Origin of the sequence: Halopseudomonas aestusnigri (genome assembly GCF_002197985.1) — a bacterium.
GTDB classification, from domain to species: Bacteria; Pseudomonadota; Gammaproteobacteria; order Pseudomonadales; family Pseudomonadaceae; genus Halopseudomonas; species Halopseudomonas aestusnigri.
Genome location: NZ_NBYK01000001.1, coordinates 373,143 through 393,230, shown reverse-complemented (window position 1 = coordinate 393,230; position 20,088 = coordinate 373,143). Strand labels below are relative to the sequence as shown.

Sequence of the window (20,088 nt, the reverse complement as noted above, 5' to 3'; positions counted from 1 at the left end):
TTTGCAACGGAGAGCCAAGATGTCACTGACCACCCCCCGCCTGCTGCTCAGCTGCGCCGTTCTCGGCGCCACCCTGCTCGCCTCCGGCTGCGGGTTTCACCTGCGCGGCACCGGTGTCGACAGCGTCGAGCTGACCCAACTCGATGTAACGGCGCAAAACCGCTACGGCCGAACCTATCAGCAAGTGCTTGAGGCACTGGAAGTGGACGGGGTCCAGGTCACGCCGACCGCAGCCTACCGGCTGCAACTGCTGAACGAAGGTCAGGAGCGCAGAGCAGTAAGCTATACCAGCAGCTCGACTCCGGCAGAATACGAGCTGACCAGCAACCTGACCTTCCAGATCGCCGACCGTCAGGGTCGCCCGCTGATCGGTCCGGAAACCCTGGCCACACGCCGTATTTACGTCAACGACAAGGACAACATCATCGGTACCACCGAGGAAGAGGAGCTGCTGCGCCGGGAAATGCGTCAGGACCTCACTCGCCAATTGCTGTTCCGTCTCTCCAGTATCAGCGAAGGCGACCTTTCCAGCCGCGAATCGCGTCTCGACCAGCAGGGCAACTGAGCAGGTAATGAAGCTCAACGCCCCCCAGCTGGGCAAGCAGCTCAGGGACGAGCTGGGCGCCGTCTACGTTGTCAGCGGTGATGATCCGCTGCTCTGTGGCGAGGCCTGCGACCTGATTCGCCAGGCCTGCCGCAACGCCGGCAGCGAGGAGCGCCAGGTTTTTGATGTGGACCGCAGCTTCGACTGGTCCCAGCTGTACGAAGCCAGCCACAGCCTCTCGCTGTTTGCCCAGAAGCGCTTGCTCGAACTGCGCATTCCCTCGGGCAAACCGGGTGACGCCGGAGCAAAGGCGTTACTGGCCTATCTGGAACAACCGGCCGAAGACACTACCCTGCTGATCAGTCTGCCCAAGCTCGATGGCACGACCCAGCGCAGCAAGTGGGCAAAAACCCTGATCGAACACGCTGACAGCCGGTTCGTCCAGATCTGGCCGATTGAGCCTGCCCAATTACCCAACTGGATTCGCGAGCGCCTGCTTGCCGCCGGCCTGCAGGCTGGCCCCGAGGCGATCGACCTGCTCTGCGCGCGGGTGGAAGGCAATCTGCTGGCGGCAGCGCAGGAAATCGAGAAGCTGAAACTCTACTGCCCGCAGGGCCAGCTGACCCTGGAGACGGTGCAGCAGGTTGTTGCCGACAGCGCCCGCTTCGACGTTTTCAACCTCAGCGACGCCATGCTGCAGGGGCAGCCGGAACATGCCCTGCGCATGCTTCATGGCCTGCGCGGCGAAGGGGTCGAGGCTCCGGTGATTCTCTGGGCTGTGAGCCGTGAACTGCGGGCCCTGGCCGATATGGCACAGCAGCACAGCCGCGGTATTCCGCTGGACAAGGTATTCGCCAGCCAGCGTCCGCCGGTCTGGGATAAGCGCAAACCCTTGCTCCGCGCGGCACTGCAACGCCATCCGGCGATGGCCTGGGAACGCTGGCTGGGTGATGCCCAAACCGTGGACGAGCAGATCAAGGGCCAGGCACCGGGTTCGCCTTGGGATGGCCTGGCACGGATTCTGGTCGAGGCCTCGGGCGCGCGTCTGGCGCTCTGAGTCAGGGGCGGTCAGCGCAGCAGCAGCAACGGGCACTCGGCATGGCGGAGCATGGACGTGGTCGTGCTGCCGACCAGAAACCGGCGAATGGGCGAATGGCCGTAGGCCCCCATGACGATCAGATCCATTGCCTGCTCGCGCTGACAGGCCAAAAGTATCGAGTCCACCTCTGCGCCAGCGCGGATCTCGGCCGTTGCCGTGACGCCTGCCTGCTGCAGCTGCAAGCGGGCGGACTCAAGAGCCTCCCGCGCGTCAGCAGTATCGGCACCGACCATCAGCAGGTGCATCGCCAGACCGGCCAACAAGGGACTCTGCAACAGCAGGTCCAGTCCCTTGCGAACACTTGGGCTGTTATCGAAGGCCACCAGCACGCGCTGCGGCGAGCGGAATACGCCGGTAGAGACCAGTACCGGCCGATGCATGGTGCGAATTACGCTTTCCAGCTGACTGCCAACCTGGCTCGCTGCCGAGCCGCCGGCTTCACCCTGTCGCCCAACCACCAGCAACCGGATATAGCTTTCCAGCTCCTGCAGGGTGTCGACCAGGCGCCCGCGGCGCTGCCGCAGAGTGGGTTCTGCCACTCCGTCTGCGCGCACCCGGGCTGTCGCAGCATCGAGCATCAGCTTGCCCTGTTCGCGCAGCAGGCGTGCTCGTCGTTCGTCCAGCTCCGCCAGCTCGCTCAGCAGATGCTCGCGACTACCCAGTCCGATGCTGCCGGACAGGTCGGCAGGCGATGCGCCGACGCTGGGCTCCAATACATGCAGCAAGGTCAGCGGCGCGGACAGGCGCAAGCTGGCCCAGGCGGCATAATCGCAGACCGCCTCGCTGGATGCGGAGCCATCGATGCAGGCCAGTACCTGTGGTTCGTTCATCATGCTCTCCGTTGCTTTCAGTGACCGCCGATGTGGTCTACCGCATCAGGTTTGTCATGCACGCCAAACCGATCCACAATCGTGGCGCTGGCCTCATTCAGGCCGATGACCTCAACCGCTGTACCCTCCCGGCGGAACTTGATGACGACCTTGTCCAGTGCACCCACGGCGGTGATATCCCAGAAGTGGGCGCGACTCAGGTCAATCACCACCCTATCAAGCGCTTCCCTGAAATCAAAGCCCGCAGCAAACTTGTCCGCAGAACTGAAAAACACCTGGCCCACCACCTCGTAGCGACGCTCTTCGCCATCGGCGCTCAGCACGCTGCCGATATGCAGGTAATGACCAATCTTGTTGGCGAAAAACATAGCCGCCAGCAGCACGCCGACAAACACGCCATAGGCCAGGTTATGGGTCGCCACCACCACTGATACGGTGGCCAGCATGACCAGGTTGGTCGACAACGGGTGGTGACGCAGGTTGCGGATCGAGTCCCAGCTGAAGGTACCGATCGACACCATGATCATCACCGCCACCAGCGCCGCCATGGGAATCTGACCAACCCAGTCGCTGGCGAACACCACCAGCACCAGCAGCACGATGCCTGCAACCAAACAGGACAGTCGAGTACGACCACCGGACTTCACATTGATCACCGACTGACCGATCATGGCGCATCCCGCCATGCCGCCAAGCAGGCCCGATGCGATATTCGCTACCCCCTGGCCCTTGCACTCACGGTTCTTGTCGCTACTGGTATCGGTCAGATCGTCGACAATCGTGGCAGTCATCATCGACTCAAGCAGCCCAACCACCGCCATCGCGGCAGAGTACGGCAGAATGATCATCAGCGTATCGAGGTTGAGTGGCACGTCCGGCCAGAGGAAGACCGGCAGGGTATCGGGCAGCTCGCCCATATCGCTGACAGTGCGAATATCCAGCCCGAGATAGATCGATACCGCAGTCAGCAACAAAATGCAAACCAGCGGCGAGGGAATCACCTTGCCGACGCGCGGCAGCAGCGGGAACAGGTAGATAACCCCGAGGCCCGCAGCGGTCATGGCATAGACGTGCCAGGTACCCCCCGTCAGTTCCGGCAACTGAGCCATGAAAATCAGAATGGCCAGCGCGTTGACGAAACCGGTGACCACCGAGCGCGACACAAACCGCATCAGCGACCCGAGCCGCAGATAGCCGGCGCCGATCTGCAACACCCCGCACAGCAACGAAGCCGCCAGCAGATACTCAAGGCCGTGATCCTTGACCAGTGTCACCATCAGCAGAGCCATCGCGCCGGTAGCTGCCGAAATCATGCCCGGACGACCACCGGTGAACGCAATAACCACCGCAATGCAGAACGAGGCGTACAAGCCAACCTTGGGGTCGACACCAGCGATGATGGAAAAAGCGATGGCCTCTGGAATCAGCGCCAATGCAACAACCAACCCGGACAGCAGATCGCCGCGCACATTGGAGAACCACTCATTGCGGACGGTTTCTATTAGATTCATAGGAATTACTTGCCTGTCAAAAACAGCGAAAACACGACATGACCACAAGACAGCCATGCAAGAAAAGGTGCGCGAGCGCGCACAAGGTCAGCAGCGCGGAGGCTGGCCGGGGAGCAAAACTATGGTGGCGTAACGCCGTTACGTAGCAACATGAGCATATCGGGGCGGATTCCATTCAAGGCCGCGAACTTTACCACACCCTGCCGAACGAAGTCATTTTCAGCCCTTGCCGAGTAACGCGGCACCTGTCATTGTCAGGCTCTGCAGCCGGAACCTTTCCCCGGAGACAACCTCCAAAGCCTCAAGAACGGGGCTCCAGCGGCACCCGTAAGCTCCAAAATAAGACCCTAGGGAACCTGCATGCCCACACCCCTCAGCCGCAAGGCCCGCCTCCATCTGATCACCTCGTGCAGCCTTATCTGGCTCACCGCCTGCGCAGACGCACCCAGCGCCGCGCTCGCGCAAGCGGCACCGACCCAGCCGCCCGCCGCAGCCGTTGCGCCGGCAGCGGTGCCGGCACAAGCGCCCAAACCGCAGACCTTCGCCCAATGGCGAGACAGCTTTCGCCAGGAGGCACTGGACAAGGGTATCGACGCCGAACTCTTTGACCGCGCCTTTGCAGGCGTCACCCCGGATGAAGATGTCATCAGGGCGGACCGCAGCCAGCCCGAGTTCTCCCGGCCAGTGTGGGCCTATCTCGACAGCGCCATGTCCAGCCAGCGGGTATCGACCGGCCGCAGTCGCCTGGCCGCCGAACGCGAGACGCTGAATGCCATCGAACAGCGCTACGGGGTAGACCGGCACATTCTGGCCGCCATCTGGGGGCTGGAGAGCAACTACGGCCAGAACATGGGCAACCGCCCGGTTATTCGCTCGTTGGCCACCCTGGCCCACGAGGGCCGACGCCCGCGCTTTGCCCACGATCAGTTACTGGCAGCTCTGGATATCCTGCAGCACCGCGACATCGAACCGGCAGGCATGCTTGGGTCATGGGCAGGTGCCATGGGGCAGACCCAGTTTATTCCCACCACATACAACCAGTACGCTGTGGATTTCGATGGCAATGGCAAACGTGATATCTGGAACTCACCAGCCGACGCCTTGGCCTCGGCTGCGCATTACCTGCAGCAATCCGGCTGGCGCACCGGCCACTCTTGGGGCCAGGAAGTGTTGCTGCCAGCCAACTTCGATTATGCCCAGGCCGACCCGGCGGTGAAGAAGACCGTTGCAGAATGGCAAGCGCTGGGCGTCACCGCCCCCGGAGGCCAGCGCCTTGCCGATAATCTGGCCGACCAGCGCGCCGCGCTGCTGCTGCCCGCAGGTCATCGTGGCCCCGCCTTCCTGCTGCTGCATAACTTCAGCACCATCATGCGCTACAACAACTCGTCGAGTTATGCGCTGGCCATCGGCCTGCTGTCCGAGCGGTTTCAGGGTGGCGGACGGATCGTCGCCGACTGGCCGACCGATGACCGCCCACTGTCACGCACTGAGCGCATCGAACTGCAGACCCTGCTGACCGAGAAAAGCCTGGAGCCGGGCGGCATAGACGGCATTATCGGCGCCAATACCCGGCGCGCCATTCGCAGCTTCCAGCAGCAACAGGGCTGGCCGGCAGACGGTTACGCCTCGGTCGAGCTGCTCGAGGCGCTGCGCCGGCCATGATCATCAGCGCGCAGCTCAGCGCTGCGCGCGCTTGCGCCACTGTGGTAGAATTTGCGACGGCCACAAGCCGACCCGTGCCTCCTTCAGCACCCTACGGAGCCTCTACCAGGAGCCCTGCCGATCATGTCCGACACCCCGCAGAAGTCCGTTGCCAGCGGCGAAAAGTTTCGCAACGCCCAGGGCATTGCCGCCATCAAGGATGGCCAGAAACGTCGCGCCAACGCCGAACCCCAGGTGTTTTCGCCAAAGCCCAAGTGGCTGCGGGTCAAGGCACCCGGCGGTGACCGTTTTGAGGCAGTCAAACGTAATGTCAGCGAACATCGCCTGAGCACGGTCTGCCAGGAATCCCATTGCCCCAATATGGGCGAATGCTGGTCCAACGGCACCGCCACCATCATGCTCATGGGATCGGTCTGCACCCGCGCCTGCCGTTTCTGCGCGGTGGACACCGGCAACCCGAACGGCTGGCTGGACAAGGAAGAGCCGGAGAACACCGCGAAATCCGTCGAGCTAATGGCCCTGCGCTATATCGTGCTGACCTCGGTCGACCGGGACGATCTGGACGACGGCGGCGCTGCCCATTACGCCGCCTGCGTCCGCGCGATCAAGGCACGTACGCCCCAGGTGGTCGTCGAGGCCCTTACGCCTGACTTTGACGGCGAGCTGAGCGCGATTGAAGCGGTCGTTGATTCAGGTCTGGAAGTCTTCGCCCAGAACGTGGAAACCGTCGAACGCCTGACCCACGAGGTACGCGACCCGCGCGCCGGATACCGCAAGACGCTGAACGTACTGGCCCACGCCAAGAAGCACCGGCCGCAGGTGTTGACCAAAACCAGCCTGATGGTTGGACTGGGTGAGACCGACGACGAAATCCTGCAAACCTTCAGGGATCTGCGCGAAATCGGCGTGGATATCGTTACCCTTGGCCAGTACCTGCAGCCGACCCGCAATCACTTGGCGGTACAACGCTGGGTCAGCCCTGAAGAGTTCAACCGCTATCGCGAGATCGGTCTGGAGATGGGCTTCATGGAAGTGGCCGCCGGCCCGCTGGTGCGCTCCAGCTACCGAGCCGACCGGGTATTCGAGAAAAACAACCTGGGCCTGGCAGCGCCCGCTCCGGTACCGGGCCAGGCAGTCGATGCCAGCCTGATTCCGACCCTGAATCTGAGCTGAAACCGAGTCGGGCGCAGACGCGCCCGAACAACTCTACTCTGCGATGTATCCAAGGCGCTTGCGCAGCGCGGCTGCCAGTTGCTCCTCGACCAGAAGCATATCTACCGGCCCCTCGACGTGCTCAGCCAGCTGGGTCATGCGCAGACCGGCGTAGCCGCACGGGTTGATCCGCCGAAACGGCTCGAGATCCATATCCAGATTCAGTGCCAACCCGTGGAACGAACAGCCGCGGCGTACCCGCAGCCCCAGCGAGGCAATCTTGTCCGCACCAACATAAACACCCGGCGCATCAGCACGCGGCGCCGCTTCGACGCCATGCAGGGCCAGCACATCGACCAGGCTCTGCTCCATAGCAGTCACAAGGTCACGCACGCCCAGATTCTTGCGGCGCAGATCCAGCATCAGATAGGCCACCAGCTGCCCCGGGCCATGATAGGTCACCTGACCACCACGCTCTACCTTGATGACCGGGATATCACCGGGCGCCAGGACGTGTTCAGCCTTGCCCGCCTGCCCCTGGGTAAATACCCGGGGGTGCTGCAGCAGCCAGATTTCGTCGGGAGTATCGGCGCCACGCTCCTCGGTAAGCCGGCGCATGGCTTCAAGGGTGGGCTGGTAGTCCACCAGCCCGAGGCGGCGAATGACCAGCCCGGAGGGACCTGCCATCAAAGCACCATATGCACGCGACCGGTGGCCTTGAGGTCACGATGCAATGCTTCGAGCTGCTCCTGACCAGTGGCTGTGATGACCACCCGCAGTGACAGAAAACGACCGTTCTTGCTGTCCTTGATCTCGACCGTGGTGGTATCGATGCCGGGGGCGTGTTTCTCCACCACTTCGCAGATCACCTCGGCAAAGTCGTCACCAGCAGTCCCGATCACCTTGATCGGGTACTGACAGGGAAATTCGATTTTTGGAGCCTGAGGCTCAGTTACATCGGCCATATGCGGCCTCCTCAATCAAACAGGCCGTAGAAGAACAGACGAATACTGTCCCACAGACGACCAAACAAACCGCCCTCTTCAACCGCGGTGAGTGCAACCAGAGGCGCCTTGTGGACAACCTCTTCGCCGAGCTTCACCTCGACTTCACCCAACACGTCTCCCACCTGAATGGGGGCAATGAGCGGCTTATTCAAGCTCAGGCTGGCCTCCAGCTTGTCTGACTGGCCCTTCGGCAGCGTCAGCATCAGACCGTCCTGCAGCCCCAGCTGCACGGAGCTCTGCGCGCCTTTCCAGACCCGTTCATCGGCCAGAACCTGACCCGGCTGATAGAAGGTTTTGGTTTCAAAGAAGCGGAAGCCCCAGGTAAGCAACTTTTGTGTTTCTGCGGCCCGGGCAGCTTCACTGGTGGTGCCCATGACCACCGAGATCAGACGCATGTCATCGCGCTTGGCCGACGCCACCAGGCAGAAACCCGCCTCGTCGGTGTGACCGGTCTTCAGGCCATCTACCGTGCTGTCGCGCCAGAGCATCAGGTTACGGTTGGGCTGACGGATATCGTTCCAGACGAACTCCTTCTCACCATAGATCGCATAGTGGGATTTCGGATCATCCCGAATGATCGCCTGCGCAAGAATCGCGAGGTCCCGGGCCGAGGCATAGTGATCCTCGGCCGGCCAGCCGGTCGCGTTGACGAAGTGCGTGTTGGTCATGCCAAGCCGCTGCGCCTGCGCATTCATCAGGTCGGCAAAGGCATCCTCGCTGCCGGCAACGTGCTCGGCCAGAGCGATACTGGCATCATTACCGGACTGGATAATGACGCCGCGCAGCAGGTCGATCACCGATACCTCGGTACCGACGCGGATGAACATTTTGGACCCACCCATGCGCCAGGCCTTCTCGCTGACCAGCACCGGATCATTCTCGCCGATCTGGCCACGCTTGATTTCCTGACTGACGATATAGCTGGTCATCATCTTGGTCAGGCTGGCCGGCGGCAGGGGGTTATCGGCATTATGCTCCACCAGCACGGCGCCACTGTTGGCATCAATCAGCAGATAGCTTGTCGCCGCCAGCTCCGGCGCAGTCGGCACGATCGGCGCAGCCGCCGACGGCGCATTCAGGGTCGGGCGGGCCGGCGTCTGTGCCTGAGCGGTCAGCGTCAGAGCCGCGACGGAGGTAATCAGCAGGGTCGAAATCAGTTTTTTCAACATGGTGCTCACAATCAATGGTGGGTTGCGTTTACGCGGGTACTAAAATCAGTTGGAAGTGACCAATGCGGGCGTACCCAGGTTGGCTACGCGCAGGGTTTCCATCATCCGTCGAGCCTCGTCCTGAGTATTCAGCGGCCCCACCCTGACACGATGCAGGGTACGGGAATCAATCTGTACCGGGCTGACCCGGACATTGTTGCCAACCAGACCCATCACGCGCTGACGCAGCGCCTGTGCGGCCTGATCGGATGAAAATGCACCGACCTGAAGATAATAACCCCCGGCCTGCACGTTCTCGACCGGCTCTGGCGGCAACGCGGCCATGACCGGTGCCGCGGCAACGGCCTCTCGGGTCACCAGATAGTCAGGGTTGTTCTGTTGCCGCCAGGCCACCGGATCAATGCCTTCGACCCGCACCCTGGCCGTACCCTGATCAGCGAACCCCAGTTTTTTTGCTGCGGCGAAGGAAAGGTCGATAATCCGGTCCGAATAGAAGGGCCCACGGTCATTGACCCGGACAATCACCTTGCGCTGATTATCAAGGTTGGTGACCTGAACGTAGGTCGGCAATGGCAAGGTCTTGTGTGCGGCAGACATCCCATACAAGTCGTATACCTCGCCATTGGCGGTGTGCTGACCGTGGAACTTGGTGCCGTACCAGGACGCCGTGCCCTCCTCCCGATAGCTGCGGCCGTCCTGCATCGGATGGTAACGCTGGCCAAGGACCGTGTAGGGCGACGCCTTGAATGCCCCGGTGTGCGGCGTCGGCACCGCATCCGGAATCAGCGATACATCCTGCATATAGCTGGGCGGCCCGTCACGCAGCGGCCGGCTGTCGGCCGGCGCGCCCGCAGCGGCGCCAGGGCTGGTCGAGGGTCCGCTTTGCGGATTGGATGAGCAGGCAGCGAGCGCGACCAGACCGCCGAGCAGCACATAACGCATGGATGACAGGACATTCAGCATCATTCGGGCCTGGCCTCACGTAACAGGTCTGCGAGTTGATGTACCACCATGGCATACATGACGCTGCGATTGTAGCGGGTGATGACGTACAGGTTGTTCAGACCCACCCAGTACTGCATTCGTTCCCCGGCGTCGAACTCGAAAGCCATGACCTGCTCATCGTCTGCCAGGGTGGCCTGCGGTGTCCAGCCCAGCGCCTTGAGTTCGCCAACACTCTGCCGTGCTTCCAGGCCCTTGGGCTCGGTCAACCCGTCCCGGTAGCGGTCTCCGCTGACCTGTGCCTCGATGGCGACCCGGGCACCGTGAGTCCAGCCGTGCTGGTGGAAATAGTTGGCAACACTGCCGATCGCATCAACCGGGTTGTTCCAGATATCAACCTTGCCGTCGCCATCAAAGTCGACGGCATAGGCCTGGTAGCTGGACGGAATGAACTGGCCGAAGCCCATCGCACCCGCGTACGACCCCTTGAGGGTCAGCGGGTCGATCTGCTGTTCGCGGGTCAGCACCATATAGCTCATCAACTGCTTGCGGAAAAAGTCGGCACGCGGCGGGTAGTCGAACCCCAGGGTCGCGAGCGCATCGAGGACGCGATACGAGCCCATGTTGCGGCCGTAGAAGGTCTCGACGCCGATGATAGCCAGAATCACCTCCGGCTCTACACCGTACTCCCGCTCGGCCCGCGCGAGCGTATCGGCATGTTCTGCCCAGAACGCCAGCCCGCGCTCGATGCGCTGATCGGTAATGAAGATCGCGCGGTACTCATGCCAGGGTTTGACCCGCTCGGCCGGACGCGAGATTGCCTTGATGATGTTGTCCTGGTGCACCGCCTGATCCAGCAGCGCCTGCACGTGCTCGGCACTGAAGCCGTGCTCACTCTGCATCTGCCGCACAAAATCCGGTACACCCGGATGATCAGGGCCATAGTCCCCCGCCTGCACAGCAACAGCGCCAGTGGCAAGCAGCGCGGCAGCCAGCGCCGTGGAGCAGGTACGCAACGCCGCGCCCATACGGGCACGCCGGAAAAACGAAGATACGATCAATTTTGTGCCATCCATTTCTTGTGCGTCTGGATCGACATGAGGATTCCGAATCCGAGTAACAGGGTCACCAGCGAGGTTCCCCCGTAGCTGATAAACGGCAGCGGCACCCCCACCACCGGCAGCAGGCCGCTGACCATGCCGATGTTGACGAAGACATATACGAAAAAGGTCAACGTAATACTGCCCGCCAGCAGTTTGCAGAAAGCATCCTGGGCTTGCAACGTGATCACCATGCCACGGGCGATAACCAGCAGATACACCCCCAGCAGCAGGCAGACACCCACCATGCCGAACTCCTCGGCCAGCACCGCAATGATGAAGTCGGTATGCCCTTCTGGCAGAAAATCGAGATGAGACTGGGTGCCCTGCAGCCAGCCTTTGCCGAACACCCCGCCCGAGCCAATGGCCGCCTTGGACTGGATGATGTTCCAGCCGGAACCCAGCGGATCACTCTCCGGGTTAAGGAAGGTCAGCACGCGCTGCTTCTGGTAGCCGTGCATGACGAAGTACCACATACCGGCCGCCGCCGGAGCCAGCGCCAGCAGGGCGCCGATGATGTAGCGCCAGCGCAGGCCGGCCAGCAACAGCGCAAAAATGCCGGATGCGGCGATGAGCAAAGAGGTACCGAGATCAGGCTGTTTGAGAATCAGCAAGGTCGGCACAAAGATGATCGTCAGGGTGACCACCACCTGCTTGAAGCTCGGCGGCAGATTACGCCGTCCGAGGTACCAGGCGACGCTCATCGGCATGACCAGCTTCATGATTTCCGACGGTTGGAAACGTGTCACCCCGGGAATCGTCAACCAGCGCTGCGCGCCCTTTGCCTCGGTACCCACCAGCAGTACGGCCAGCAACAGCAGCGCACCGCCAATGTAGGCAACCGGCACCCAGCGCTGCATAAAACGCGGCTGAAACTGCGCCACTACGATCATCGCCGAGATACCTACTGCGAAGTACGCCATCTGTCGCACTACCATCGGCATGCTCTTGCCACTGGCGGAATAGAGAACAAAGGCATCCACCGTTGCCAGCGCAAGAATAAGCAGCAACAGCCAGGGATCGACGTGAATACGCATCCAGATCGACTCGCGCCGCCGAAGACCGTGACTGGAAACCGGAATCGACTTCATTGTCCATTCTCCCGAGATTCGGCGTGCCCTTGCTGCTGCTCGGCCTCAAGGCGCGGCACTACCCAGGCGTCAAACACAGCCCTCACCACAGGACCGGCAACCCGGCCGCCACCCTCACCATTCTCGACCAGGGCAGCCACCGCGATCATGGGATTTTCGGTCGGTGCAAAACCGACAAACAGGGCATGGTCGCGATGTCGCTCACGCAGCGCCGCGGAGTCGTACCGCTCACCCTGGGCAATCGCAACCACCTGCGCAGTACCGCTCTTGCCTGCCATGTTGTAGGTCGCGCCTGCGGCTGCAGCCCTCGCAGTTCCATGGGGCGACTGCATGACATCCTGCATGGCCTGGGTAATGAAATCCCAGTCTGCGGGGTTGCGCAGCTGAATATTCGGCGGGGTCTCGGATTCGTCCGGCAGCACGCCTTCGGCGTTCTTCAACAGCCGCGGGCGGTGCCAGACACCGCGACTGGCAATCAATGCAGTGGACTGGGCCAGCTGCAGCGGAGTAGCCAGCATGTACCCTTGGCCAATGCCGGCAATCAGGGTTTCCCCCGGATACCAGGGCTGGCGGTACTTGGTGCGCTTCCAGCTACTGGACGGCATGAGCCCGGCAGCCTCTTCGTACATGTCGATCGATACACGCTGACCGATCCCGAACTGACTCATGAAATCGTGCATCCGATCAATGCCCAGCTTGTTGGCCAGATCGTAAAAGTAGGTATCGTTGGAACGGGCAATGGCATAGGACATATCAACCCAGCCGTCCCCTGAGCGATTCCAGTTGCGGTATTTGTGGCTGACATTGGGCAGTTGATAAAAGCCAGGGTCATAGACCCGGCTGGTACGGGTTACCACGCCCGCATCCAGACCCGCCAGCGCAACAATCGGCTTGATCGTCGAGCCCGGCGGATACTGGCCCCGCAGCACCCGGTTAAACAGCGGCTGGTCGAGCGAATCACGCAAGGCGCCGTAATCGGCATAGCTGATGCCGGTCACGAACAGATTGGGGTCAAAACCGGGCTTGCTGACAAAGGCCAGCACCCCGCCGGTGGCAGGGTCGATAGCCACTACCGCGCCACGCCGATCACCCAGCGCCTCCTCTGCCACCTGCTGAAGCTTGACGTCCAGCTCCAGGGTCAGATCGCGGCCGGGAATCGGATCGGTACGATTGAGCACCCGCAGCACGCGGCCGCGGGCATTGGTTTCCACTTCCTCATAGCCGACGGTGCCGTGCAGCAGCTGCTCGTAATACCGTTCGATACCGGTTTTGCCGATGTAGTGGGTGCCGGCATAGGCGACCGGATCAATTGACTTGAGCTCCTGCTCGTTGATACGCCCAACATAACCCAGAGCATGGGCAAAGTGATCGGCGAAGGGGTAATAACGCACGAAGCTCGCCTGAACGTCGACACCGGGCAGGCGGAACTGGTTGATCGCAATACGCGCAATCTGTTCCTGGGTCAGCTCGAACATCACCGGCACCGACTCGAACGGGCGACGTGCCTGAGATAGCCGGCGTTCTGCCTGCGCGGCGTCCTCCTCGCTGAGTTCGAGCAGGGACTTGAGCAGCTCGAAGGTGGCCGGCAGATCCTCAACCCGGTCACGGGTAATGGTCAGACTGAAGCTGGGCCGATTCTCCGCCAGCACCACGCCGTTACGGTCGTAGATACGACCGCGAGTCGGCGGAATGGGCTGAACATGGACCCGGTTGTTCTCGGACAGCGTCGAGTGATACTCGTACTGGGTCACCTGCAGGTAATACATCCGCGCAACCAGCGCGCCAACCAGCCCCAGAATGAACACCGCAGCCAGAATCAGGCGACGCTGGACGATACGGGCATCATGGTTATGGTCTTTCAGGTGAATCGGCTTGGCCATGAATCACTTGTGATAGGGATGACGATTGAGAATGGTCCAGGCCCGGTACAGCTGCTCCGCCAGCAGGATACGCACCAACGGATGCGGCAACGTCAGCGGCGACAGCGACCAGCGCTGATCGCTGCGCACCGCGACCTCCTCGGCCAGCCCTTCGGGGCCACCTACCATGAGGTTCACGTTGCGCGCGTCCAGCCGCCAGCTTTCCAACTGCTCGGCCAGCGTTTCGGTAGACCAGGCGCGACCATTGACCTCCAGAGTCACGATCCGTTCCCCCGGTTGCACTGCAGCCAGCATCTGCTCGCCCTCACGGCGCATCAGGCGCGCCACGTCGGCATTCTTGCCGCGGGTCGTCAACGGGATCTCGACCAGCTCCAGAGGCAAGTCAGGCGGCATGCGCTTGGCGTACTCCTGATAGCCGTCCTCGACCCAGCGCGGCATGCGTGAGGCCACGCTGATCAGGCGAAGGCGCAAGGTCGCTTACTCCGTCGGCTGGTGCTGTGCCCGACGCGATTCAGCGCTCTGCCACAGGCGCTCAAGGTCATAGAACTCGCGGGTAGCCGGCTGCATGATGTGCACGACCACATCGGCCAGATCGACCAGCACCCACTCGCCAGACTCCTTGCCCTCCACGCCCATCGGTTGACGGCCGGCATCCTTGGCCTTCTCCACGACGTTGTCTGCCAGCGCCTTGACCTGACGGTTGGAGCTGCCGCTGGCGATAATCATGTAGTCGGTAACGCTGGTGTGTTCGCGCACATCGATCTTGACGATGTCCTTGGCCTTCAGCTCTTCGAGCGCGTCGACCACCAACTGAACCAGTTCTTCAATCTGCATGTAGATTTTCAATCCTTAGTAGAGGGCCGATACAGCCCTTCGTTTTCAATATAGTCAAGCACCGCATCCGGCAACAGAAAACGCGGCGACGCGCCGCTGCCTACCAACGTGCGAATATGGGTTGCCGAGATTGCCAGCGGCGTCTGCGACAGGCAGATGATCTGCCCGTGGCTGCGCTCGGGCTGGTCTGAGCTGCGCGCAGCCAGCAAATCCTTGAGCACCTCCGGCACTTCGAGGTCGTAATCAGGGCGCTGCAGCACAACCAGATTGGCCAACTCCAGCAGCGACTCCCAGCGGTGCCAACTCGGCAGCCCGCAGAAGGCATCCCAGCCCAGCACCATGAACAGAGCCACGTCCGATCCCAGTTCCTGGCGCAGCGATTCCAGTGTTTCTACCGTATAGGACGGGCGTTCACGCTGCAGCTCCCGATCATCCACCTGCAGGCCGCCACCCTGCCCCAGCGCCAGCTCCACCATCCGCAATCGCTGTGCAGCTGTGGCTCCCGGCATTCCGCGGTGCGGTGGACGCGCACTTGGGATCAGCCTCAGCTCATCCAGCTGCAGCTGCTCGCACACTTCAACCGCACTGCGCAAATGCCCGAAATGCACCGGATCAAAGGTGCCGCCAAGCAGGCCGACACGGCGCATCAATAACGGCTCACTGACGGATATGGCCGTCACCGAACACCACGTACTTCTCGCTGGTCAACCCTTCCAGGCCAACCGGACCGCGAGCGTGAATCTTGTCGGTGGAAATACCGATCTCCGCACCCAGACCATACTCGAAGCCGTCGGCAAAGCGGGTCGAGGCGTTGATCATCACCGAACTGGAATCCACTTCGGCAATGAACCGACGGGCACGGGTGTAATCTTCCGAGACCATCGCATCGGTGTGCTGCGAACTGTAGATGTTGATGTGCTCAATCGCGGCGTCCATGTCGGCAACGATGCGGATCGACAGAATCGGCGCCAGATACTCGGTCGACCAGTCCTCCTCGGTCGCTGCGACCACCTCCGGCAGCAACGCACAGGTCGCCGCACAGCCGCGCAGCTCAACGCCCTTGGCGGCATAGAGCGGGGCAACACGCTTGAGGAACGGCTCGGCGACGGCTTGGTTAACCAGCAGCGTCTCCATCGCGTTACAAACGCCATAGCGGTGGGTCTTGGCATTGATGACGATAGCCTCGGCCTTGTCGAAATCGGCGCGGTCATCGACATAGACGTGGCAGATGCCGTCCAGGTGCTTGATCACCGGCACACGCGCGTCCTTGCTGATGCGCTCGATCAGGCCCTTGCCGCCGCGCGGCACGATCACGTCAACGTATTCGGGCATGGTGATCAACGCACCCACGGCGGCGCGATCGGTGGTTTCCACCACCTGCACGACCTCGTTGGGCAGACCCGCTGCCGCCAGCCCTTCACGCAGGCACTCGGCGATCGCTCGGTTGGAATGGATGGACTCGGAACCACCACGCAGAATGCAGGCATTGCCGGACTTGAGGCACAGACTGGCAGCCTCGACGGTCACGTTCGGACGCGACTCATAGATGATGCCGATCACACCGAGCGGCACGCGCATCTTGCCAACCTGGATGCCCGAAGGCAGAAACTTCATGTCGCGAATGGCGCCCACCGGGTCGGGAAGTGCCGCCACCTGGCGCAAGCCTTCGACCATAGCGGCCAGACGGGCCGGCGTGAGCGCCAGACGGTCGAGCATCGCCTCATCAAGGCCGTTGTCGCGGCCGGCCTGCAGGTCCAGCTCATTGGCTGCAACCAGACGCTCGGCGGCCGCTTCAATCGCCTCGGCGGTAGCCAGCAGGGCAGCATTCTTGACGGCGGTCGGGGTGCGGGCAATCACGCGCGAGGCCTTGCGGGCCTTCTGCCCCAGCTCGGTCATGTATACCGCTACCTGTTCAACGCTCATGCTGTCACCTGCCCCTGTCTGGCCAAATGCGGCATTATAGCGGGCTCGCCATTGGCTTGACAGCGCCGCCTGCGGTCGCTGTGCAATTCAATGTGTCATCCAACCCCTGCTACCATGACCCCATGCCCGATACCCGCACCAGCACAGCCTCCCCGACCCCGTTGCCAGAGCGTTTCTTTCAGCGAGACGCCCGCGAGCTGGCGGTTGCGCTACTGGGCAAAGTGATTCGCCGGCGGCTCGGCGACCAGTGGCTGGCCGCCCGCATCATCGAGACCGAGGCGTACCTGCTGGAAGAGCGTGGCAGCCACGCGTCGCTGGGGTTCACCCAGGCCCGGCGCGCCCTGTTCATGGACCCTGGCACCATTTACATGTACTACGCCCGTGGCGGCGACTCGATGAATTGCAGCGCGCTGGGCGAAGGCTGCGGCGTACTGCTCAAATCAGCGCATCCGGTCGTCGACGCCATCAGCCCGCCAAGCAGCCTCACGCGCATGCAACAACTCAACCCACAGCGCAACGGCCAGCCACGCCAGCCCGAGCGCCTGTGCGCCGGACAGACGCTGCTGTGTCGCTCGCTGGCCATTCGGGTACCGGAATGGAACGCCCGCAGGTTCGATGCAGACTGGCTGCTGATTGAGGATGACGGCTACCGCCCCGAGCAGGTGATTCAGGCTCCTCGCCTCGGCATTCCGAGCGGCCGCGATGAACATCTGCCGTATCGCTGGGTAGACGCTGCCTATGCCCCGCACTGCACTCGCAACCCGCTGGGGCGCAGCCGACTGCCCGGCCGCGACTATCGGATGCTGGATCATGCACAGGCTCAGGCCAGCGCCAGCAAAGGGGATGTGACATGCTGAGTTCCCTCACAGACTGGCTGTCAAACCACCAGCAGTGGCTCGGCATTGCCATTTTCCTGGTCTCGCTCACCGAATCGCTGGCGGTAGCCGGACTGGTGGTGCCGGGCGTCTTCCTGCTGTTCGCCATTTCCGCACTGGCAGCGGGCGCCGGCGTATCACTGACCGAGGCCGTCATCTGGGCCTTTGCCGGAGCCGTGCTGGGCGACTTGCTCAGCTTTGCCCTGGGCCGCTGGTTTCATCAGGACATTCGCCGCCTCCCGCTGTTCCGGCGCAATCCGCAGTGGATTGACCAGGGGGAGCGCTTTTTCCGCCGCTACGGCTGGCTGAGCGTGGTACTTGGCCGCTTTATCGGCCCGCTGCGCCCGATCATCCCGATGATCGCCGGCATGTTCGACATGCCTGCCTGGCGCTTTATCGCCATCAACGTTCTTTCGGCTCTGGCTTGGGCGCCTGCTTACCTTATTCCCGGCTACACCGCAGGGCAGGCAGCAAGCTGGGCCGTCCCCCCACTGTTCTGGGGCCAGGCGCTGAACCTGGCCGCCGGCGCCGCGATTGTGCTGGGCGGTAGCCTTTACCTGTTGCGCTGGCAGCGCCGCTGGAGCCCGCTGGCAGCTGCCGGCCTGTGCCTGCTGGCACTGCTGGTGCTGATCCTGCAGCAGCACACACTGGATGTATTCAGCGCCACTCTGGTTGCCAGCCGGGAGCACCTGCAGCTGCCTGGCCTGCCAGCGCTTGCCCGGCCACAGCCGGAGGTGCTACTGCTGGCCCTGCCGATCCCTCTGAGCCTGCTGCTGGCCCGGCAATGGGGCGCGTGCTGGCTGCTTCTGCTCGCCCTGACGCTGACCCTTGCTCTGAGCTGGCTGGCGGAGCTGTCTGCGGCCAGCAGCATTGCCGCCCTGATCACGGCCATGCTGGGAGTCAGCATCGTGCTTTGCAACCGGGGGCAGGGATTCTGGACCCGGGTCAGCTGGTTACTCTATCCGTTGCCACTGCTGGCGCTACTCGACAGCAACCTGCTGCTGCAACAGGTTGCCGATCCGATGGCGCTGCTGAGCAGCCTGCTGTGCGCCAGCAGTGCAGTGCTGCTGTCCAGCTGGCTGGTCCAGCGCGCCAGCCCGCTGGCACCAATGCCGCCCCTGGCAAGACTGCTGGTCGCATCCTGGCCTTATCTGGTCGCATGCTGGTTGCTGCTGACGGCGCCGTAGCCTTTATGCCTGCATCTGCGCCAGCCAGTCACCAATCTGATCAAGCCGCTCCAATGGCGGCGCCATTGCCAGCAACGAGGTCTTCTGCTCCATGCTGAGCGGCAGCAGATAGCCCAGCTGCCAGGCGAGCGCCTGCTGACTCTCGGCAACCGCCGGCATCTGCAGATTGCTGATCAGCGGGTGTTCCAGCAAAGCCGCGTGCAACGCCAGCAACTCGTCGTGCTCGGCCTCCAGCGGCGCATCGAGGGCCTCCGGCAACCACTGTGCTTCAGCACATACCAAGCCATCGGCGGCCACCTCGACCTGCGCAAGCCGAGCCCGGCGGTGCCCCTCGACACGAATCCCCAACAGGCCGTTGTCGCGCTGCTGCCAGTCAATAATCCGCGCCTCGCAGCCAATGGCGCTGAAACGCAGGTTGCTCGAACCCACCTCAGAACCTTCCTCAAGCCCGACCACAACGAAACCCTGCTGCTGACGAAAGCAGCGGCTGACCATATCGAGATAGCGCGCTTCAAATATCTGCAAATCCAGATAACAGCCCGGCATCAACACGGTCTTGAGCGGAAAAAGCGCGACCTGCTCGCTCACAACATCCCCCTTGCCATCAACTGCGACACGACATAGCCTGCCGACAGGTGGTCGAATCATTCAGCAAACCTATGGAAGCCCGGCTTGCATTGACCGCCGCCCGCCCCACTTGCAACCATGCCTGCGAACATTATTTTCCTGCGGCAGGGTAGCAACAATGCCGCGGGCACGCACACCCTCACAATAAGAGTCACGGAGAGCACGATGAAAGCCATTCCCGTTTCTGAACTTACGTCCCTGATCGGCAAGGATATGGGCCATTCTGACTGGCTGCAGATCGACCAGGAGCGCGTCAACCAGTTCGCCGAGTGCACTGGCGACCACCAGTTCATCCACATTGACGAAGAAAAGGCCAAGCAGACCCCGTTTGGCGGCACCATCGCCCACGGCTTCCTGTCGCTGTCGCTGCTGCCGGCCCTGTCAGCCGGCCTGATGCCGCGCCCGGAAGGCCTGAAAATGGCCGTCAACTACGGTATGGACAGCCTGCGCTTCATCCAGCCGGTGCGCGTGGGTTCGCGCGTTCGTCTGCACACCACCATCCTCGACGTGACTGAGAAGAACCCGGGACAGTGGCTGATGAAAGCCCGCAACACGCTGGAAATTGAAGGCGTCGACAAGCCCGCGTTCATCTCCGAAGGCCTGTCGCTGTACTTCGTCTGATTTAGAGAAGTGCTGCAACCCGCGACCCACGACA

Annotated in this window: 21 protein-coding genes; 7 read left to right on the top strand and 14 right to left on the bottom strand. The window is 62.3% G+C overall.

What is annotated here, in order from left to right; all coding sequences use genetic code 11:
- Window positions 1–19: 19 nt before the first annotated feature.
- Both B7O88_RS01875 and holA read left to right on the top strand, forming a co-directional pair.
- Window positions 20–565 (top strand): LPS-assembly lipoprotein LptE, encoded by a 546-nt coding sequence (locus tag B7O88_RS01875; RefSeq protein WP_088273489.1) that lies wholly within the window; start codon window positions 20–22, stop codon window positions 563–565.
- Between the two features lie 7 nt (window positions 566–572).
- On the top strand, window positions 573–1,601 hold the full coding sequence (holA, locus tag B7O88_RS01870; RefSeq protein ID WP_088273488.1) for a DNA polymerase III subunit delta: 1,029 nt from the start codon (window positions 573–575) through the stop codon (window positions 1,599–1,601).
- Between the two features lie 11 nt (window positions 1,602–1,612).
- Here holA and B7O88_RS01865 read toward each other — a convergent pair whose 3' ends face one another.
- Window positions 1,613–2,473, bottom strand: a complete 861-nt coding sequence (locus B7O88_RS01865; RefSeq protein WP_088273487.1) for a universal stress protein — start codon at window positions 2,471–2,473, stop codon at window positions 1,613–1,615.
- A gap of 17 nt (window positions 2,474–2,490) precedes the next feature.
- Window positions 2,491–3,984: a SulP family inorganic anion transporter gene (locus B7O88_RS01860; RefSeq protein ID WP_088273486.1), complete on the bottom strand. Its 1,494-nt coding sequence runs from the start codon at window positions 3,982–3,984 to the stop codon at window positions 2,491–2,493.
- Between the two features lie 360 nt (window positions 3,985–4,344).
- On the opposite strand from B7O88_RS01860, the gene B7O88_RS01855 reads away from it, so the two are divergent.
- Together B7O88_RS01855 and lipA are read left to right on the top strand one after the other, a co-directional pair.
- On the top strand, window positions 4,345–5,646 hold the full coding sequence (locus B7O88_RS01855) for a lytic murein transglycosylase (RefSeq protein ID WP_088273485.1): 1,302 nt from the start codon (window positions 4,345–4,347) through the stop codon (window positions 5,644–5,646).
- A 123-nt stretch (window positions 5,647–5,769) separates the two neighbouring features.
- Window positions 5,770–6,819 carry a lipoyl synthase gene (gene lipA, locus B7O88_RS01850; RefSeq protein WP_088273484.1) on the top strand — a complete coding sequence of 350 codons (1,050 nt, stop codon included), beginning with the start codon at window positions 5,770–5,772 and terminating at the stop codon, window positions 6,817–6,819.
- Between the two features lie 33 nt (window positions 6,820–6,852).
- On the opposite strand, the gene lipB is transcribed toward lipA, so the two are convergent.
- Genes lipB through B7O88_RS01795 form a run of 11 tightly spaced genes read right to left on the bottom strand, consistent with a single transcriptional unit; the run spans window position 6,853 to window position 16,744 of the window.
- Window positions 6,853–7,485 carry a lipoyl(octanoyl) transferase LipB gene (gene lipB / locus B7O88_RS01845; protein WP_088273483.1) on the bottom strand — a complete coding sequence of 211 codons (633 nt, stop codon included), beginning with the start codon at window positions 7,483–7,485 and terminating at the stop codon, window positions 6,853–6,855.
- On the bottom strand, window positions 7,485–7,763 hold the full coding sequence (locus B7O88_RS01840) for an HP0495 family protein (RefSeq protein ID WP_088273482.1): 279 nt from the start codon (window positions 7,761–7,763) through the stop codon (window positions 7,485–7,487). The genes lipB and B7O88_RS01840 overlap by 1 nt, the downstream gene beginning before the upstream one ends.
- An 11-nt stretch (window positions 7,764–7,774) precedes the next feature.
- Window positions 7,775–8,974: a D-alanyl-D-alanine carboxypeptidase family protein gene (locus B7O88_RS01835; protein WP_088273916.1), complete on the bottom strand. Its 1,200-nt coding sequence runs from the start codon at window positions 8,972–8,974 to the stop codon at window positions 7,775–7,777.
- A 45-nt stretch (window positions 8,975–9,019) separates the two neighbouring features.
- Window positions 9,020–9,940, bottom strand: coding sequence for a septal ring lytic transglycosylase RlpA family protein (locus B7O88_RS01830; RefSeq protein WP_088273481.1), 921 nt, complete (start codon window positions 9,938–9,940; stop codon window positions 9,020–9,022).
- Complete coding sequence (gene mltB, locus B7O88_RS01825; RefSeq protein ID WP_200818399.1) at window positions 9,937–10,944, bottom strand: lytic murein transglycosylase B; 1,008 nt, start codon at window positions 10,942–10,944, stop codon at window positions 9,937–9,939. The genes B7O88_RS01830 and mltB overlap by 4 nt, the downstream gene beginning before the upstream one ends.
- A 29-nt stretch (window positions 10,945–10,973) precedes the next feature.
- Window positions 10,974–12,107, bottom strand: a complete 1,134-nt coding sequence (gene rodA / locus B7O88_RS01820) for a rod shape-determining protein RodA (protein WP_088273479.1) — start codon at window positions 12,105–12,107, stop codon at window positions 10,974–10,976.
- A complete protein-coding gene (gene mrdA / locus B7O88_RS01815; protein WP_088273478.1) occupies window positions 12,104–13,987 on the bottom strand; it encodes a penicillin-binding protein 2 in 1,884 nt (627 codons plus the stop codon). Before mrdA ends, rodA begins: the two co-directional genes overlap by 4 nt.
- A gap of 3 nt (window positions 13,988–13,990) precedes the next feature.
- A complete protein-coding gene (gene rlmH, locus B7O88_RS01810) occupies window positions 13,991–14,458 on the bottom strand; it encodes a 23S rRNA (pseudouridine(1915)-N(3))-methyltransferase RlmH (protein ID WP_088273477.1) in 468 nt (155 codons plus the stop codon).
- A gap of 6 nt (window positions 14,459–14,464) precedes the next feature.
- Complete coding sequence (gene rsfS / locus B7O88_RS01805) at window positions 14,465–14,821, bottom strand: ribosome silencing factor (RefSeq protein ID WP_088273476.1); 357 nt, start codon at window positions 14,819–14,821, stop codon at window positions 14,465–14,467.
- Between the two features lie 8 nt (window positions 14,822–14,829).
- Window positions 14,830–15,468, bottom strand: coding sequence for a nicotinate-nucleotide adenylyltransferase (gene nadD, locus B7O88_RS01800; RefSeq protein ID WP_088273475.1), 639 nt, complete (start codon window positions 15,466–15,468; stop codon window positions 14,830–14,832).
- A gap of 10 nt (window positions 15,469–15,478) precedes the next feature.
- A complete protein-coding gene (locus B7O88_RS01795; RefSeq protein WP_228245241.1) occupies window positions 15,479–16,744 on the bottom strand; it encodes a glutamate-5-semialdehyde dehydrogenase in 1,266 nt (421 codons plus the stop codon).
- A gap of 92 nt (window positions 16,745–16,836) precedes the next feature.
- On the opposite strand from B7O88_RS01795, the gene B7O88_RS01790 reads away from it, so the two are divergent.
- Together B7O88_RS01790 and B7O88_RS01785 are read left to right on the top strand one after the other, a co-directional pair.
- Window positions 16,837–17,601, top strand: coding sequence for a DNA-3-methyladenine glycosylase (locus B7O88_RS01790; RefSeq protein ID WP_412779048.1), 765 nt, complete (start codon window positions 16,837–16,839; stop codon window positions 17,599–17,601).
- On the top strand, window positions 17,595–18,806 hold the full coding sequence (locus tag B7O88_RS01785) for a DedA family protein (RefSeq protein ID WP_088273473.1): 1,212 nt from the start codon (window positions 17,595–17,597) through the stop codon (window positions 18,804–18,806). The genes B7O88_RS01790 and B7O88_RS01785 overlap by 7 nt, the downstream gene beginning before the upstream one ends.
- Before the next feature lie 3 nt (window positions 18,807–18,809).
- Here the strand turns inward: B7O88_RS01785 and B7O88_RS01780 are convergent, their stop codons facing one another.
- Entirely contained in the window at window positions 18,810–19,394 is a 585-nt protein-coding gene (locus tag B7O88_RS01780; protein WP_268806943.1) for an LON peptidase substrate-binding domain-containing protein, read from the bottom strand.
- Window positions 19,395–19,598: 204 nt separating this feature from the next.
- On the opposite strand from B7O88_RS01780, the gene B7O88_RS01775 reads away from it, so the two are divergent.
- Window positions 19,599–20,054 (top strand): MaoC family dehydratase, encoded by a 456-nt coding sequence (locus B7O88_RS01775; RefSeq protein WP_088273471.1) that lies wholly within the window; start codon window positions 19,599–19,601, stop codon window positions 20,052–20,054.
- Window positions 20,055–20,088: the final 34 nt, after the last annotated feature.

Coding starts and splice junctions, on each gene's coding strand:
- B7O88_RS01875 (WP_088273489.1), top strand. CDS start 20: ATGTCACTGACCACCCCCCGCCTGCTGCTCAGCTGCGCCGTTCTCGGC.
- holA (WP_088273488.1), top strand. CDS start 573: ATGAAGCTCAACGCCCCCCAGCTGGGCAAGCAGCTCAGGGACGAGCTG.
- B7O88_RS01865 (WP_088273487.1), bottom strand. CDS start 2,473: ATGAACGAACCACAGGTACTGGCCTGCATCGATGGCTCCGCATCCAGC.
- B7O88_RS01860 (WP_088273486.1), bottom strand. CDS start 3,984: ATGAATCTAATAGAAACCGTCCGCAATGAGTGGTTCTCCAATGTGCGC.
- B7O88_RS01855 (WP_088273485.1), top strand. CDS start 4,345: ATGCCCACACCCCTCAGCCGCAAGGCCCGCCTCCATCTGATCACCTCG.
- lipA (WP_088273484.1), top strand. CDS start 5,770: ATGTCCGACACCCCGCAGAAGTCCGTTGCCAGCGGCGAAAAGTTTCGC.
- lipB (WP_088273483.1), bottom strand. CDS start 7,485: ATGGCAGGTCCCTCCGGGCTGGTCATTCGCCGCCTCGGGCTGGTGGAC.
- B7O88_RS01840 (WP_088273482.1), bottom strand. CDS start 7,763: ATGGCCGATGTAACTGAGCCTCAGGCTCCAAAAATCGAATTTCCCTGT.
- B7O88_RS01835 (WP_088273916.1), bottom strand. CDS start 8,974: ATGTTGAAAAAACTGATTTCGACCCTGCTGATTACCTCCGTCGCGGCT.
- B7O88_RS01830 (WP_088273481.1), bottom strand. CDS start 9,940: ATGATGCTGAATGTCCTGTCATCCATGCGTTATGTGCTGCTCGGCGGT.
- mltB (WP_200818399.1), bottom strand. CDS start 10,944: ATGGGCGCGGCGTTGCGTACCTGCTCCACGGCGCTGGCTGCCGCGCTG.
- rodA (WP_088273479.1), bottom strand. CDS start 12,107: ATGAAGTCGATTCCGGTTTCCAGTCACGGTCTTCGGCGGCGCGAGTCG.
- mrdA (WP_088273478.1), bottom strand. CDS start 13,987: ATGGCCAAGCCGATTCACCTGAAAGACCATAACCATGATGCCCGTATC.
- rsfS (WP_088273476.1), bottom strand. CDS start 14,821: ATGCAGATTGAAGAACTGGTTCAGTTGGTGGTCGACGCGCTCGAAGAG.
- nadD (WP_088273475.1), bottom strand. CDS start 15,468: ATGCGCCGTGTCGGCCTGCTTGGCGGCACCTTTGATCCGGTGCATTTC.
- B7O88_RS01795 (WP_228245241.1), bottom strand. CDS start 16,744: ATGAGCGTTGAACAGGTAGCGGTATACATGACCGAGCTGGGGCAGAAG.
- B7O88_RS01785 (WP_088273473.1), top strand. CDS start 17,595: ATGCTGAGTTCCCTCACAGACTGGCTGTCAAACCACCAGCAGTGGCTC.
- B7O88_RS01775 (WP_088273471.1), top strand. CDS start 19,599: ATGAAAGCCATTCCCGTTTCTGAACTTACGTCCCTGATCGGCAAGGAT.